We start from the raw sequence: 15,700 nt of genomic DNA, 5'->3' as shown, positions 1-15,700 counted from the left end.
CTGATCCATTTCCCCGACTCGTCAGCTCGCGTACTGAATCGAAAAACGGCATGCCGAAAAGGCCCACGCCAACGAGTGCGAGCCTTCCCATTATTCCCGTCATCAATTTCGCGAACCGACGCCAAAGGCTCCGACCTACAGGTTCCTCTGCGCTCGGTCCACGTCGACACCGCGCGGCGGGAGCGCTCGTGCCCCCACCGCGCGGGCCGTCACGCTCGAGCCACCTGCGCCTCGGTGTGCCGCTCCTTCGTGTCCAACACCGCGTCCAACACCACCTGGTTCCGGCCACTGAGCTTCGCTTGACGCAACAGCTTGTCGGCGTAGTGCTCAAGCTCTCCGATCGTGGATCCGTGGCATGGAGCTAGCGCGACTCCGATCGAGACGGTTGGTCCCGGAACATCAGCGCCCAGCACCAGCGTGTGCCCGCCCGCCGGGCTGGACACCTCGATCCGTGCGCGCTCGACCTCTGCCCGGATTCGCTCGGCGACCGACGCGGCCTCGTCGCGATCCGCGCCCGGCAAGAGCACCATCGTTTCGTCGCCGCCACTGCCGCCCCGCCGGCACACCAGATCCCCGTGACGCGTCACCGAACGGAGCACGTCCGCGATCCCGACCAACACGCGGTCACCGCCGAGATGCCCGACTCTCTCATTGAACACTTTGAATCGGTCGATATCGATGATCAGCAGCGCAGTGGACGCGCCACGATCCCGATCAACATCGAGTGCCAGCATCCCCAACGGATCGAACCCGCGACGGACCGGAAGCCGCGTCAACCCGTCATGCAGGGCGTCGTGACGGAACCCCTCACGTTCGGCTTCGGTGAGCTGCAGGCGCTGCTTGTCGCGGGTCGACGCCACCGCTATGGGTACTGCCAGCACGATCAGCCAGGGAGTGATCGACTGCGTGACGGCAACGAGGCATGCTCCCAGCAGTGTGCCGAGCGCCAGCCGGTTCGTACCGCGGTCGCCAAGCACGCGGGCTGGCGACCAATCCTTCGTCGCCAGCCCCACGACCACCCCGACAAGAATCGCCTGCACCAGGTAGTACGCCAGGGCTGCTCCCCCCAACACCGCGATCGCAACCGCCAGTCCGCCGCCGACTGGCCACGGTTGGCGCCCCGTGAGGTGATCCCGCAGCGGCGTCAACACGGCCAACGTGTGTGCGGCCAGCATGCTGACAGCGATCGATGCCGACGAGAACAGAAAGTTGACTGCAGGACGGCGCGCGATCAGGAAGACCGCAGCCCGCACGAGGACCAGGAGGACCAGCGCAGCAGGAATCGGCAGTACCAGCGCTCCGACAAACGTCCACAAGCTGGTCTGATCAACGTGCTGGCGGCCACCGGCCGCAGCGGCGCCGCGACGCCGCTCCTCTGCCTCCAGCGTCAGCCCCACATGCACGAATGCGCACAGGCCAAGCAGCCCGGACCGCGCCCACTCCCAGATCGTGTAGTCCTCGACGGCAACAGCGGCCATCGACACCCCGGCGGCCAGTAGATGCCCTGCGGCAATCCACGCCCACGCCAGCGGAGGAAGAGCCTGTCCCTTACCTCTATGATGCCGCCGACCGTCCGAGTGGCGGTAGATCAGGCTGCTCAACCCCGGGAGAGTAGCGGTGATCCGCCCACGCAAGCCGCGCGAGTCGCGGCCGTCCAGTGGAGGTGAATGCAGTGTTCGTGTCCGGAAATCGTGATTGGTAAGCGTCATCCCCTACGCACACCTTTTCGTCCAGGAGCCCCTGGACGGGAGAGCACGCTCAAAACGACGCCACTGCAGCGCCGTTTGAACATCCTGCGCGCCATCCCCTGCGCACCTGGATGCGGTTCGCGCCGCACCGGCCGATTCACGTGGCCAGCCCCGACATCTCGATCGAGGCGTTAAGCCGACCTCTCCCCAAGAGGCTCGTGTGGTTGTGTTCGCCGAGACTAGGCGAGATCCTTCGATACGTCCGCACCGTCGAGTGATCCCCCAAAGGGTTCACTCGAACGGACCAGATACACCGATCTTCCAAAGTTTTAGGAACGAAAGCTCCAGCGGTGTGCGCGCTTGCCCGGATACGATCGCCTCTGGCATATGCCGGGACGGGGCGTGGCGTATGCAGTGCGGAACTCAGCGACGTCACAGCTGCCGCCCAGCCCGACACCATTGTGGATGGTGCCGGGCACGAGATCTTCGGCGGTGGCAGTCGCTCGGTGATCGGTAGGGGGAGGACGTGATGGACACCGGCTCGCCGATGCCTTCGAGGGTCGATGACCTCGTGGGCCGCGATGACGAACTCCGGCAGGTGAGCCAGCTGGCCGCCCCGGTGACGGGCGCAACCCGTGGCCGTGTGGTGACCATCCACGGCGTCGGCGGCGGAGGAAAGACACGGCTCGCGCAGGAAGTGGTGCACCAGGCCGAGGCCGACGGCCGAGACGTGGGGCGCGTACGCCTGAGGCAGCTACGTGATCCGCAGATGCTGATACAGCACATCGCTTCCGAGCTGCAGCTTCAGGACATGGGCGACCGGCAGCCAGGAAAGGCACTGATCGCCACGCTGCGACAGCGCAACATGCTTATCTTGCTGGACAACTGCGAACACCTCCGTGGCGCCGTGCGACGGTTCGTCGCCGCTCTGCTCGCTGCCGCGCCGGGCGTCACGGTGCTGGCGACGAGCCGGGAACCACTACGCATACGCAGCGAGGTGGTGTTCGCCCTAGGCCCACTGCACGTCCCGAGAACAGCCGATTTCCGGCCGGATGACCGCTTCGCCGCGGCCGAGCTGTTCATCAGCCGGGCGGAGCAAGCCCGGCCTGGCGTGAACTTCCGCCGGCACTACCGCGCCATTGTCGATCTGTGTCGGCGCGTAGACGGCTTGCCATTGGCAATTGAGCTGCTCGCCAGCAACGTTCTGTCGTTCTCCATCGCCGAGATCGCGGAACGGCTCCCCGTGATCCTGTCGACGCCCTTTGACAACAGCGCCAAGGCCGATGCCCTCGACTGGGGACTCGACGAACTCGACCTGGATCCGGAGGACGACGTGGCTCGCGCCGACGCGGCATTCACCTCCATGTTGGATTGGTCGTGGCAGCTCTGCAGCTGCGCTGAACAGCTGCTGTGGCGACGCCTCGCGCTGTTTCCCGACTCGTGGGACCTCACCATCGCTCGAGCGGTATGCGCCGACGACGATCTGCCCGCCGATGTGATCGACGCGACCCATGCATCACTGGTACAGAAGTCCGTCATCGTCCGAGTGGACGAGGTGAACGGCACCACCCGATGGAGGATGCTCGAAACCATCCGTAACTACGGTGAGCACCAGCTCACCATCGAGGCCGACGAGGTCCGCTGGCGGCACTACTGCTGGATCACCGAGACGTTCGAGCATGCCGCGCGAAGCTGGCTGGGGCCGCAAGAGATCGACGTGCTGCGTCACTGCCGACGGCTGCTGCCAGACGTCTGGCTCGCACTGGACTTCTGCACTGAGCGAGGCGAGGCCGCCAAGGCCCTCCGGTTGCTCGACGCCGTGTTTGGCACGCGAATCCCGTTCCCTGGTGGCGTCGTCAACGAAACGTCGTACTGGTTCAACCGGGTCGCCGAGCTCACCGAGCCCGGCATGATGCGTGCGAACGCGCTCGCCGCCGCGTCGTATGTGGATCTATGCAAGGGATCTCCCACCGACGCGCGGTTTGACGAAATCCGCGCTCTGGAAGCCGCGACGGGCGAGAAGTCCCTGATGGCCACAGTCGCTGAGGCCGTGTACTCCACATTCGGCAAACCCAGCAAGGACTCCATACCCGTCATGGAGCAGGCATCCAAAGATGCCTACAACGCCGATCCCGAGAACCCGGCCTGGGCAAATCTGGCCATGTGGGGCGCCTTTTCGGCCGTTTTCAACGGTGACCGCGACACTGCGGAACGGGTATCGGCGAAGTTCCTCGCCGACTCTGAGCGGATCGGAGCGCAACACCAGCTCGGCTGGGCGCGCTGGACCCGCGCGATGTTCTGCATCGTGCATTGTTCAGACGAGCCCGACCGGCTGGCTGAGGCCGAGCGGCTGTTCGCTTCCTCCATCCCCATCCATGCCTCGTTCAACGACCGGTGGGGGCCAACGTGGTGGGCTCTGGCCGAAAGCGCTCGTTCGGCTGCTGCGGGCGAGCACGAGCGCGCAGCCCGGCTGGGCGGCATCGTGGCGGGAATGACCGAGACCACCGGCACCCGCTGCGACAAGCTCGTGGGGTTCCAGGACGCGTTGTCCCGTGGTCAGAACCAGGCCAGGGCAGGCTTGGGACAGCAGCGCTACATGGAGCTGTTCAACGAGGCTCGCGAGGAAGCCTTGCACTACGACGATGCGTTGGCGGTCCTCGTCCAGCTCGCCGCCGAGACTGATGGCGAACGTGGAGACGAACCGCTGAGCGTGCGTGAACTGGAGGTGGCTCACCTCGTCACCCAGCAGTACTCAGATCACGAGATCGCGAAGAAGCTCTTCATTGCGAAGAGCACGGTCCGCGTGCACCTCCGCAATATCTACCGCAAATCGGGTAGGAATCGCGAGACCTTGGCCACGTGGTTGGAGCAGGCTCACTGATCAACGCTCGATCGACCGTTGCGCGCCCTGTCCGGGCCTCGACAAACTGACCGACGACGATGATCAGCAGTCGCCGGAAGCGAGCACCACATGCGCAAGGATGCCCTCTTCGACTACTTGTCCGCGTCCGCCGACGAGCTCGATGCGACCCTGGCCGAGGCGCGGCGCACCTGTCCGGTCATGCGTCTGCGGGACGGCTCGGTCCTGGTCATCGACCACGAGCACGTTCAGAGCGTCGCTCGCAGACCCGACCTGTTCACGGCGCGGGCTGCGTCCGCAGGGGCGAGCGCCGAGCTCGACACGACCGCGGACGTGATCGCGCCGCTGTTCGATCAGGATCCCGATTCTGGGCACACCGCGACTCGGCGGGCACTGCAGCCGCACTTCACCCGCCGGCGTGTGCAGGAGTGGGCGGACTACATCCGGACGGTCACACAAACCCGGCTCGCCGAGCTGCTGCCGCGAGGTCGCTGTGATGCGACGACCGACATCGCCGGGTACCTCCCGTGGCCACTGACCGCCGGCTTGCTCGGCATACCCGAACGACAGCGAGACGAGTACCGCACGCTCGCCCAAGCAGCTTTCAGCCCTACCGTCGCCGCCAGCGACACGGCAGCGTTCGAGAGCTTTCTCCGCGACCAGATTCGCCGCGCACGCCAAGCCCCAGACGATGGCATGATCAGCACTATCCTGGCGACGCCGACGGCGCTCGGACGGCTGCCTACCACCGCCGCGGTCCTACGATGGGCAGTGATCATGTCCGGTGCAGGCAGCCTCACCTCACGTGACCTGCTGTCGAGCATCCTGCTGCATCTCGCCGACGACCGTCACATGCGCGCCCGCGTCACCGCCGACCGCAGCCTGCTGCCCACGCTCGTCGACGAAATGGCACGGCACCAGTCTGCGGTGTGGGCCTCAGGCCGCACCGCGCGCGACTCGACCCAGCTCGGAGACCTACGACTCGAACCCGGCACAACCGTGGTGCAGTGCTGGGGCGCCGCCGCCCGCGACCCCGCCCGCCATGACAACCCGGACGAAGTCCGCCTGGACCGTCGCCCTGGCGCGCATCTGGGCTGGGGATCCGGCCCCCACACCTGCATCGGACGTCCGCTCGCGCTGGTCGCTCTGCCGGCGATCCTCAACGTCGTGCTCGACGCAATCCCGGACTTCCAGCTCGCGCCCGGCGCTTCGCCACGTCGCACCACCGGTCGACTTCGTGGCATCGACACACTCCCCCTCATCTGGCCGACGCCTGGCCACTAAACCTCGACCAGAACCGCGAGAGCCCCGATGTAATCGCTGACTACCTATGAGTAAATCGCGCGCTACCTCCTACCAAACCCCTACGCGACGACCGACGGTTTCTGTGTCGCATTTGGGCGCGAGAGGGGAACCACAATGGATGCCACCAGCAACAACCCCGCTGGCATCGAGATCACCGTGCACGTAGTTCTCTTTCGCCGTGCAGGAAAGGCGTTGCGGGCACTCCTGCTCACTGAGCCACAACAGCTTTCGCTGCCCAGCACGACCATCCACGATAGCCGCGCCGAGGACGCCGCACATCGACTTCTCCACCGCGACACTGGCCTGCTCCCACCAAGGCTCGCATTCTCGGCCTCGCACTGGTCTGGATTGCTGCGACACCAGATGCCCCCGCGTTTACCAGCCCATCATCGGCCGAGTAGCGAGCGGGTAGGAGCCCCGCATCGTTCCGCAGCCAGCAACTACCCCTAGGTATTTTCGCGCCTGACCTGCGTATTCCGCGTTCTACCCGTTCCGCTGGAGCATCGCGATCCCGGACAGTTTCCCTCGTCTTGGTACCTGGGGCTGAGGGGATCGCACATGGACACACCGGACTGGAACAGCATCCCGGACCTGCCGGGAGGCAGCGAGCTTCGTACCGATGTGGCCACACGGCAGGAGGCAGCCGCCGACCTCGGGAACGTCGTGCACGCCCTTCCCGGGGCGGTGCTGAACGCCAAGACCACCGAGGACATCGCCGAAGTGCTGAAATGGTGCAACGAGCAGGAAGTACCTGTGCCCGTACGGGCCGCCGGGACGAAGCACAACATGTACGGGCAGAGCATCCCGCCAGCCGGCGGCCTGCGCATCGACATGACACCGATGAACACCGTCTTCGCGCTACAGCCCGGAACCATCGATGTCGCCGCCGGCGCGACCCTTCGTGACGTCGTCCACGCCGCCTGGCGCACTGGGCAGCGACTCGTATCCGGCCCCACCGGCGTCACGCGAGTGAGCGTGGGTGGTGTCCTCTCCGCCGGCGGCTGGTCGATGGTCTGGCGCGAGGGCAGCGTCGCCGACCGCTGTACAGGGCTCGAGCTGGTGACCCCGACCGGAATCTACTGGTGCTCACGGCAACGTCATCCGGATCTGTTCCGCGCTGCGCTCGGCGGCTGCGGGCGCGTCGGCATCATCACCAGAGCGCACCTACAGCTGTGCCAGGCACCGAGCTCGACACGGACGTGGATGTTGAACGTCGACACCGTCGGCGAGGCAATCAACGCGATGCGCGTGCTCGCCGACCGAGGAGTCGCGACAGAGCTCTCCACCCGGTGGCACCCGCCGGACACCAACATCTACCGAGTGATCGCGGCCTCCTACTACGACCGCAAGCCTCCGACCGACCGCGTGCTAGCCGCCCTCGGCAGCCCCAGCGCCCGCTTCGAGTTGAACTATCTGGAGCACATCACCCAAGCAGACGCCATCTATGACGACGCGATCGCTGAGCGCGCCTGGCACACGATCCCCCGCAGCTGGTCCGACCTGATACTGCCGGGCCGGTCCATCAACACCTACATTGACCAAACGTTTCCAGAGATCGGCCCGCAGGACCTCTCCGGAGACTCGTGGGGTCTGATCCTGCCCCACCGCGTCGCCGCCTTCGGCACCACGGCGCTCCGGCTGCCCGAGCCTGGCCCCGGCGACGATGGTTTCCACTATCTCGTCGATGTCCTCAGCGACCAGCCGGCCGGAGCCGATGCCACCTGGCTCGCACGGCAAGCAGACCGCAACCGGCGCTGGTGGACTCGGGCTCGGCGTTTGGGAGGCACGCTGTATCCGATCGGGTCGACCCCGCTGTCCCAGACCGAGTGGCGCGCACATGGCCCTCGGTACTTCGACGACGTGACCACCAGGACCGACCCGCGGGGCATATTGAGCGCCTGGGCTCACCCGCCTGCCTCAGTACCCGTATGACGACTCAGCTCAGGTCGCCGAAAACCACGACGACCAGCAGGGGGAGAGACCGCCGAGTGGGTTACCACAACAACCACACACCCACCCGGCGGTCGAACGCAGAGGCGGGAGATGCTGGGATGTGCTCCACCGCTTCTACGCCAGGCCCGGGTGGCGCGGTTACATGGGGATGAACCGCGCCGCCCCGGGACCCAGGGCTAATACTCGCCTGTCCAGCACCGAGAGCACAACACCGCCCTCCAGGCAGCCAGCCAGATGACCCCGCCGCCAGTGATGACGTAGCGTCGAGCGGAAAGGTGATCGGCCCCGGGGCCGCAGGCTGAGCTCACGCCCAGCGCTCGCGCTCCCACGAGCAGTAGTCCGCCAGCAGATAGTCCGCACCAGCCGGCGACACCCCCTCAACCCCTTCCCCACCCAACCATGTGTAGAATCGAGGAGGTGCCTGCCGCAACCGAAACCGCCGGACCAACTCACCAAAATCACTGATCGTGGTTGCCGCAGCAGCCACTCGCTCCAACGGCCCGCGAGGTGCCCCGTATCGCATGAGCGACCGCACCGGATCGCTGGGCGCCGGGGGCTGGGGCTCGTTATCGCCAGGCGGTACGAACATCACGGCACTCATCTCCAGGGCTGCGATTGCGATCTCGCACATCGCCCAATGCTTCGACGTCGGAGCACGAGCCTCTCAACACAAGCAGCATAGGCAAAACGAGAGGTCACCGAACGCGTTCCGCCGACACGCGACCGTGCTTTCCCACCTGCCCAGCCATTTGGCTTAGCACGTCACCATGTCACAATCGAGTGCGTCAACCAAGGTCAATCCTGGGGAGCCATGGACGACTACGGCCGCGCACAACGCGAGGACGACGACCAGCAAGCTCAGCTGCAGCGCGAGTACGACGACGAGCTTCATCAGGCCGCAGCCGCGGACTTCGGCCACATCTTCGACCCCAGCAGCTCCGACGCTTCGGACTCGATCTTCTCTCGCTGGTACGACACGATGGTCCCCGGCCGCGAGTAAGCGGCTGAACACCGAGCTACCCGAACCAGACGCCCGCCACACGATGCACAGCGCCCCCGCCCCGGAACGAACCGGGAGCCGGGGTCTGTCAAGTTAACGGCTCTGTCGCTGATTGCGTGATCAACGATGTGGTGGAGAGTTACTGGTCGAGCAGGACTCTCTTGTGCAGCAGGGCGAAGCTGGCTTTGCCGTAGGTCTGGCGCTTAAGCATTTTGATCTTGTTGTTGATCCCTTCGGCTGGTCCATTGGTGTAGGGCAGGGTCAGGCCCGCGACAGTGGCGTCCCAGTCTTTTCCAGGCCGTTGAGGCAGGAATCGAAGCCGGGCAGCACGTCGCCACGAGTTGCGGTGGCCCGTGCGGCGAGGTCCTGGCCACGGCGTCCGGTGTCAAGCACTGGGTCGTCGCGCAGAACACACCGACCTGTGATCGACTCCAAGAGGAAAGACCAGTCTCGCCTCGCCGCTGCTGCAGGACACTGCCGTTATGAGCCGTCCCGGCCGTCTTCTTCCGGCCTCTTGCTGAGGTAGTCGTTGATGAGCTGCTGATGCTGGTCCCGCGTGCCGCCCTCGAGGGTCAACTCGCCCCCATCGGAATCTTTGACGGTGATGCTTCGTCCTGGGCCACGGCTGACCCACGACGCAATCATCTGAAACAGGGCTGCTAGGCCTGCGGAGTTAGCCAAATCGACTAGTAGCGTTCCCACTGTGACGGCGTCACCCTTGGCCCCGGAGGGAGCCGGGCCTTCCTCAGGCGCGGGACGGACGTCATCAACATCCAGGGCGAGAAGTTCTCGCTGGAGTTGCCGGGTAGCGCGGTCGGTTTCCTCACGGTCGCCGTCGTGAGTATGGACGTGCACAAACACGCTGGTCACTGATCCTTACCTTTCTGCTTGGGCTGTTTGAGCCAGTCGTAGGGTTCCGACAACCCAGGGGGCCGGGTATGGCTTTCATTGGTCTGCCGGTGATGGCCCAGGAGGATTGGCCGCCCGGCGCCCCCGCGACGACTCGACCGCTGATTGGGATGCGCGAGTAGATCGCTGTGTAAGGACACGACGGCGAGGTCGTCTGCTGGGACTACGACACCCACGAGAACGGAGGTGACCGTGCCCGAGATCTGGGCCGGGATCGACGGCGGTAAGACCCACCACCACTGTGCGGCGATCGACACGTCGGCCACGCAGTTGCTGTCGCGGCGAGTGGCCAACGATGAGCCCCCGCTGCTGGAGCTGATCGCCGAGGTGGTCGAGCTCGCTGACGGTGAGCCGGTGACCTGGGCGGTCGACCTCAACGGCGGTGGTGCCGCCCTGCTGATCGCGTTGCTGGTGGGCCACGGCCAGCGGGTGGTCTACCTGCCTGGACGCACCGTGCACCACGCCTCGGCCACCTACCGGGGCAACGGCAAAACCGACGCCAAGGACGCGACGGTCATCGCCGACCAAGCCAGGATGCGCCGTGACCTGCAACCACTGGTCGTCGCCGACGAGCTCAGCACGGAGCTGAAGATCCTCACCGCCCGCCGCGCCGATCTGGTCGCCGACCGCACTCGGCAGATCAACCGGCTGCGAGCTCAGCTGTTGGAGTATTTCCCTTCTCTGGAGCGGTCTTTCGACTTCAGCGCCAGCAAAGCCGCCCTGGTGTTGCTGACCGGCTACCAGACCCCGTCCGCGCTCCGCAGGGCAGGCACGACGCGGTTGGAGGCGTGGCTGAAAAAACGCAAGGTCCGCAACGCCGCGACGGTCGCCACCACCGCCCTGGCCGCGGCCGAATCCCAGCACACGACCGTCCCCGGCAAGGCCCTGGCCGCGAGCATGGTCGCGCGGCTGGCGAAGGGGGTGATGACCCTCGATCAGGAAATCGCCGAGACCGACACGCTGATCGAGGACCGGTTTCACCGCCACCACCACGCCGAAGTGATCACCAGCCTGCCCGGCATGGGCACTCTGCTGGGCGCGGAATTCCTCGCCGCCACCGGCGGCAACATGACCGCCTTCGGCAGCCCCGACCGGCTGGCCGGTGTCGCCGGCCTGGCCCCCGCCCCGCGAGATTCCGGCCGAATCAGCGGCAACCTTCACCGACCTCAGCGTTACAGCCGCCGCCTGCTGCGCGTGTTCTACCTCTCCGCGCTGGTCAGCATCCGCTGCTGCCCAGCCTCCAGGGCCTACTACGACCGAAAACGGGCTGAAGGCAAACGTCACGTCCAAGCCATCCTCGCCCTGGCCCGCAGACGCCTGAACGTCCTGTGGGCCATGCTCCGCGACGGCAGCACCTACCAGCCCACCCCAGCAGCCAGCGCCGCAGCGTGATCCCCACATCAGGAACCACCTCTACGGCTTGACAACTTCATTGGGATTCCTCCTGCCATCTAGGCCTTGTCGGTGATCCGTGATCGGTAGGATACCGACAGTCAGCACGCCCCTCGTACCGATGTGCGCTATGGGGGTGCCGCGGGGCATGGGATTTCCTGCCACGACGGCGGGTGTGCGGACGCCTCCGGGGCGTAGTGCTGGGCAAAAGGGTGAGAGCTGCATGAGCGGAAGACGCAGGGCGCTGCTGATCGCCGTCGACAGCTACGACGCGGCCAAGCTGGCCGGCCTGAGGGCCCCTCAGCTCGACGCCGAGGCGCTAGAACGGGTTCTAGGTGATCCCAACATCGGCGGCTTCGAGGTCCAGACACTGATCAACCCTGACAGACAGACCGCTGAGGAGAAGATCGAGGAGCTTTTCGCTCACGCAAGTTCGCCTGATTTCGTCCTGCTGTACGTCTCCGGCCACGGTGTCAAGGATCAGTTCGGGCGTCTGCATTTCGCGATGACGAACTCCCGCGAGGACAAGCTCAGCTCCACTGCCGTCTCCGCCCAGTTCGTCCGCGATCGAATGACAGACAGCAGTTGCAAAAGCATCGTCGTCTGCCTGGACTGCTGCCACGCCGGAGCGTTCCCACCGGGTACGAACCATCGCGCAGGAGAAGACGTCGGAGTCATACGCCAGTTGAGGGGGCGTGGGGTCGTCGTGATGACCTCCTCGTCCGCACTGCAGTACTCCTTCGAAGTCGGCAAAGGAGCCAGCTCAGAGGTCGTCGGTGACGACGACGCTCCGTCCTCGCTGTTCACCAGCGGACTAGTCAAGGGATTGGAAACCGGGGAAGCCGACCGCTACCCCAGCGATGGCCGGATCGACGTGCAAGAGCTCTTCGACTATGTCCAGGAGTATCTGAATAACCGCAACGCCAAGCAGACTCCCGGGCTCGATACTACCAATGTCGAAGGCAAACTGTACTTGGCCTCCAACCCCGAGTGGGCACCGATCCATACCGCATTAGACGCCTCGGTCCTTCACGGCATGCGTAGCGCTCGTCCCGAAATGCGCCAGGCGATCGTGGAGGTGCTGCGCGGCTACCTCAAATCCGGCGACTCCACCGAAGCTGAAGCCGCCCGTATCGCGCTCGACAAGCTCACCGACGATAACGACGCCGCTGTAGCTCACGCCGCACGCGCTGCGATCACCGCCGGACAGGCAAGCGACGAAGCTGAAACTACCTACGCCGCGCCCTCCGAACCCCGAACAGATCACGACCACACGATCGCTGCCTCGAAGGCGCCTGTGGCGACTACTTCCGGAAAGGAAACGACAGTTGAGTATCTCGCTGCGAAGATCGGGCGACCGTGGCGGCGGGCGCTCTTAGCAGTCGCCGTCGTAGCGATTGTCCTCGTGGCCGTTTCCTGGATATGGAGTTATTCCAAACCGGAGCCGCCCAAATCAAGTCTATTTGAGGACCTAAACTACATGAATGTCGGCATACGAATGGGTATGCCAGGACTCTCGACCATGGATGAAGATGATGCGAGGTTTAGCGGACTAGAGGTAGATATTGCAAATCGCCTCGGTCAGCAGTTTTACCGAAATCCCCGCCTGTTTCCCGTTTCGGCAGAAGAGTCCCTCAACTCAATAGCGGAAAACAAAGCAGACATCCTTATTGGTGGATTTGAAATGACCGCCGAACGAAAACAAAATGTAGATTTCGTGGGCCCCCACCTCAGAACCAGGACGGGAGTCATGGTGAAATCCGATTTCTTCCCCACGGAGGGAATTGTCGAAATTCTACAGCCTGGACGCTTTGCGTGCACGCTGAGCGGTTCTGTAACCGAAACCTTGCTACGTAGTTCCTCATATGAAGTAAATGTAATTACCCAGCCGAACTTAAGAATGTGCGAAGTAGCCCTAAAGAGAGGTCAAGCCGATGCGGTTGTCGCAGATGATATCGCCCTCGAAGGGCTTGCTTTAGGTTCAAGCGAGCAGTTCAGGGTCGTTGCGGACAGATTTGGCCCGGAGGTTTATTACGGAATCGCCCTGCCTCGTGGAGCTTTTGAAGAGTGCACCAAGATCAAAGAGTGGCTCCTCGATTTCTCAAAATCGCCAGAATGGAGAGGAATCTTTGCCGCAAATTTCCCTGACGTAGACTTTAATAGGTACTACGCCGATGAGTCCTTGATCGAGAACACAAGTGTATGTTCCAAGGAGTGATCGTGTTCGCTGAGCTAACCGGGGTTGGCGGAAGCCCGCTCTGGGGCAACTTTGGGCGGCCATGACTGGCGAGCACAGGCCCACGACATGACCATAAAGCCTCCGCCGCAAGGCCGTCGCCAAGATCCGTGACGACCAGGAAGCGCTCCTCGCGTTCTATAGTTTCCCTGCCGAGCAGTGGATCCATTTCAAGACCGCGAACCCAATTGAGTCCACCTTCGCCGCCACCGTGAGTCTGCACACGAATGTCCCCAAGGGTCCCGGCAGTTGGGCGGCCGGGCTGGCCATGGCATTCAAGCGCGGCAAGGCAGGACGCCGCATCATAAACACCTCACAGCAGACAAGGTGTTGCGCTAACCCGTTGAACCTCCGCCGCATTGAAGTGCCTCTACCTGGCGCTGCGATCGATGGATCCCACCGGCACCGGCCGCAAACGCTGGATACCCGATGGAAACGCGCTCTGAACGCGTTCGCGATCACCTTCGAAGGCCGTATCATCCCGACCAGCGATCAGTAACGCCACGCACCGCGGTTACACAGTTCCTCTGGCTCTGTCGCTGGTCGCGTGATCAATGATTCCGGGGGGGTTATTGGTCGAGTAGGATTCTCTTGCGTAGCAGGGCGAAGCTGGCTTTTCCGTAGGTTTGGCGTTTGAGCATTTTGATCTTGTTGTTGATGCCTTCGGCGGGACCGTTGCTGTAGGGCAGGGTCAGGCCGGTGGTGGTGGCGTCCCAGTCTTTTTCGAGGCCGTTGAGGTAGGCGTCGAAGCCGGGTAGTACGTCGTCGCGGGTGGTGGCGATCCAGGCGGCGAGGTCCTGGCCACGGCGGCCGGTGAGGATGGCGGCGAACTCACGCACCCGGGTGGCCAGGGTGGTCATCCCGGGACAGCTGGCGATCAGATCGTCGAGGTGGCGGCGAGTAGGGCCGGACAGACCCTCGGGGCGGCTCATGATCCAGGAGACCAGACGGCGTGGGGAGGGCGCGAGGCGTTGCGGGTCGGCCCGTCCCTGGTTGATGTAGCGGACCAGGAGGTTCGCGCTGCCGGTGTAGCCCTGGTCGCGGATTTCGGCCAGGATCCGCGTCACCGGCGTCTTTTCGGCCAGACGGCGCTGAACGTGGTCGCGGTGGGCATCGACCAGGCAGGGGCCGTAACGCGGTGGGCGTAGCAGGTCCTCGACCCGTTCGGCGCGGGCGTAGCGTTTGACGGTGTTCAGCGCCCGGCCCAGCCGCCGGGCGCATTCCATCAGGCCGACCCCTTGGGCTCGGAGTTCGTGAACGGCGGCGAACCGTTGCCGTGTGCGTGCGTCCAGCGTCGAATCTGGCTTGCGGGGCAGGGTGTTCCAGGATGCGGCGTAGGCGACGACGCTCTTTTCCACCGCCGCGGCCAGGTTGTTGGGTCGGACCTGGGCGCGGTGTCCGGATTGCTCCGGATCCGTTTCCCAGGCCCGCCCGCCGAACCCGGCGTGCCCATTACTGAGCACCGGGCTCTCCACGAGATCATGCCGTTGGCCTCGGGCCTGTCAGGGCGTCCGGCCAAGGGGTGGGGATGCTGTTGCCTCGATAGCGGTATCGAGTGATCGATACCCTGCCGAGATCGAACAGCTTGATCCCGTCCAGTTGGATGGGCTTCCAGCGTCCGTTCGGATCGCGGAGCCATCGCCGGATGGCCGTCCACGTCATGCGGTGCCGGTGCATCACCCAGCGAATCACCCGCCACCACACGAAGGTGTGCAGGCTCTGCATGGTGTGCTTGGCGACCGCATGTTTAAAGTAGTTGGCCCAGCCGCGCAGGATCTGGTTGATCCGGATCAGCGCGATCTTGTAATCGAGATGCGACAACCTCTGGGTCAGTGCCTTGATCTTCCGCTTCAACGACGCGACCGGCTTGTCGGCGATGAAGGTGTAGACGTGCCACTTGCCTGTTCCTCGCTTGCGCATCCACTTGACGCGGAAGCCGAGGAAGTTGAACCCCTCCGCAAGGTGGACGATCTGAATCTGGGCCGTAGATAGCACCAAGCCCATCCGGGCCAGGACCTCACTCACCTGTCCGCGAAGTTCCTCGACGTGCTGCTGGGTGCCGTGGACCATGATGACGAAGTCGTCCGCGTAGCGGACCAGTCGCCAGGTCGGCAGGCCCCGGTTGCGTCGTCGTTCGCGGTCCCGCCGTGTCGCCATCGCGGTTGTCCATTGCTCGGCGGCAAAATCGTCGAGCACCGACAGCGCGATGTTGGCCAGCAGGGGTGAAAGGAGTCGGGTAGCGACGGCGCATTGCTGCGCCGCCGCCCCCTCAGAACCGTACTGGCACGTTTCCGCGCATACGGCTCAAGCAAGCCCAAAGGCGTTCAGGTATGCAGTGCTGGACTTCCTGTCCCGTC

The 15,700-nt window shown here is 64.5% G+C and carries 11 protein-coding genes and 2 pseudogenes; 8 read left to right on the top strand and 5 right to left on the bottom strand.

Translation table 11 applies throughout. The features are described from left to right. Window positions 1-209: 209 nt before the first annotated feature. Complete coding sequence (locus E1288_RS39910) at window positions 210-1,601, bottom strand: GGDEF domain-containing protein (protein ID WP_165968511.1); 1,392 nt, start codon at window positions 1,599-1,601, stop codon at window positions 210-212. 616 nt (window positions 1,602-2,217) lie between these two features. Between E1288_RS39910 and E1288_RS39905 the strand changes: the two genes are divergently transcribed. From E1288_RS39905 to E1288_RS39890, 4 genes are all read left to right on the top strand, one after another. Continuing rightward, window positions 2,218-4,569, top strand: coding sequence for a LuxR C-terminal-related transcriptional regulator (locus E1288_RS39905; protein WP_132493874.1), 2,352 nt, complete (start codon window positions 2,218-2,220; stop codon window positions 4,567-4,569). Between the two features lie 90 nt (window positions 4,570-4,659). Beyond that, window positions 4,660-5,832 (top strand): cytochrome P450, encoded by a 1,173-nt coding sequence (locus E1288_RS39900; protein ID WP_132493873.1) that lies wholly within the window; start codon window positions 4,660-4,662, stop codon window positions 5,830-5,832. A 579-nt stretch (window positions 5,833-6,411) separates the two neighbouring features. After that, the gene (locus E1288_RS39895) at window positions 6,412-7,785 is read left to right on the top strand and encodes an FAD-binding oxidoreductase (protein WP_132493872.1); all 1,374 of its coding nucleotides are present in this window, start codon (window positions 6,412-6,414) and stop codon (window positions 7,783-7,785) included. Between the two features lie 832 nt (window positions 7,786-8,617). After that, window positions 8,618-8,806, top strand: coding sequence for a hypothetical protein (locus tag E1288_RS39890; RefSeq protein ID WP_132493871.1), 189 nt, complete (start codon window positions 8,618-8,620; stop codon window positions 8,804-8,806). A 139-nt stretch (window positions 8,807-8,945) separates the two neighbouring features. On the opposite strand, the gene E1288_RS50590 is transcribed toward E1288_RS39890, so the two are convergent. Both E1288_RS50590 and E1288_RS39880 read right to left on the bottom strand, forming a co-directional pair. Next, window positions 8,946-9,071, bottom strand: a complete 126-nt coding sequence (locus tag E1288_RS50590; protein WP_408014309.1) for a transposase — start codon at window positions 9,069-9,071, stop codon at window positions 8,946-8,948. A gap of 215 nt (window positions 9,072-9,286) precedes the next feature. After that, on the bottom strand, window positions 9,287-9,676 hold the full coding sequence (locus E1288_RS39880) for an effector-associated constant component EACC1 (RefSeq protein ID WP_165968510.1): 390 nt from the start codon (window positions 9,674-9,676) through the stop codon (window positions 9,287-9,289). Between the two features lie 225 nt (window positions 9,677-9,901). On the opposite strand from E1288_RS39880, the gene E1288_RS39875 reads away from it, so the two are divergent. The 4 genes and pseudogenes from E1288_RS39875 to E1288_RS39860 all read left to right on the top strand — a co-directional run. Then, window positions 9,902-11,107: an IS110 family RNA-guided transposase gene (locus tag E1288_RS39875; RefSeq protein WP_132493869.1), complete on the top strand. Its 1,206-nt coding sequence runs from the start codon at window positions 9,902-9,904 to the stop codon at window positions 11,105-11,107. Between the two features lie 223 nt (window positions 11,108-11,330). Continuing rightward, complete coding sequence (locus E1288_RS39870) at window positions 11,331-13,325, top strand: caspase, EACC1-associated type (protein WP_165968509.1); 1,995 nt, start codon at window positions 11,331-11,333, stop codon at window positions 13,323-13,325. Between the two features lie 109 nt (window positions 13,326-13,434). Beyond that, window positions 13,435-13,623: pseudogene (locus E1288_RS39865) on the top strand (hypothetical protein); the annotation flags it as partial. A gap of 73 nt (window positions 13,624-13,696) precedes the next feature. Further along, window positions 13,697-13,842, top strand: a pseudogene (locus E1288_RS39860) (IS256 family transposase); the annotation flags it as partial. Between the two features lie 70 nt (window positions 13,843-13,912). Here E1288_RS39860 and E1288_RS39855 read toward each other — a convergent pair. Further along, window positions 13,913-14,818, bottom strand: a complete 906-nt coding sequence (locus E1288_RS39855) for a transposase (protein WP_207954817.1) — start codon at window positions 14,816-14,818, stop codon at window positions 13,913-13,915. Window positions 14,819-14,822: 4 nt separating this feature from the next. Then, on the bottom strand, window positions 14,823-15,560 hold the full coding sequence (locus E1288_RS39850; protein WP_268952013.1) for a group II intron maturase-specific domain-containing protein: 738 nt from the start codon (window positions 15,558-15,560) through the stop codon (window positions 14,823-14,825). Window positions 15,561-15,700: the final 140 nt, after the last annotated feature.

It is taken from the genome of Saccharopolyspora elongata (assembly GCF_004348985.1).
Lineage (GTDB): Bacteria > Actinomycetota > Actinomycetes > Mycobacteriales > Pseudonocardiaceae > Saccharopolyspora > Saccharopolyspora elongata.
This window is presented reverse-complemented; position numbering and strand designations above follow the sequence as displayed.